The sequence below is a fragment of the Verminephrobacter aporrectodeae subsp. tuberculatae At4 genome (assembly GCF_000193225.1).
GTDB lineage: Bacteria > Pseudomonadota > Gammaproteobacteria > Burkholderiales > Burkholderiaceae_C > Acidovorax > Acidovorax aporrectodeae.
The window spans coordinates 1-382 of record NZ_AFAL01000828.1; the positions used below are offsets into that span (position 1 = coordinate 1).

General features: G+C 59.4%; 1 protein-coding gene. It reads left to right on the forward strand.

Annotated elements, in window-relative coordinates:
* Positions 1-382: IS66 family transposase (locus VTU_RS29505; protein ID WP_010108907.1), on the forward strand; the 382-nt coding region annotated here is incomplete at both ends.

Consider the following 382-nt stretch of genomic DNA (forward strand, 5'->3'; position numbering starts at 1 on the left):
CAGATCGACTACGCGGCGCCTGAGCATCAGCTGCGAGTGCAGGTTCTGCGCGGTCTGTTCGAGGCAACGTTGGCCGAAGGCGATCTGCTCAATCCACGCGTGCAGGCCAATGGCCAACGCGGTCGCATCAAGCAGAGCAAGGCCGCCAACCTGATCGGCCGGCTACGCGATTACAGCGATGACGTTTGGCGTTTCATGACGGACCCGAACGTGCCTTTCACGAACAACGTGGCCGAGCAGGCTGTGCGCATGCCCAAGGTCAAGCAGAAGATTTCCGGGTGCTTCCGAACAAGCGATGGGGCGGATATCTACTGCATCATCCGCTCTTACTTGGCGACGCTGAACAAGCAAGGAGCCAAGCTGTTTGACGCGCTCATCCAAG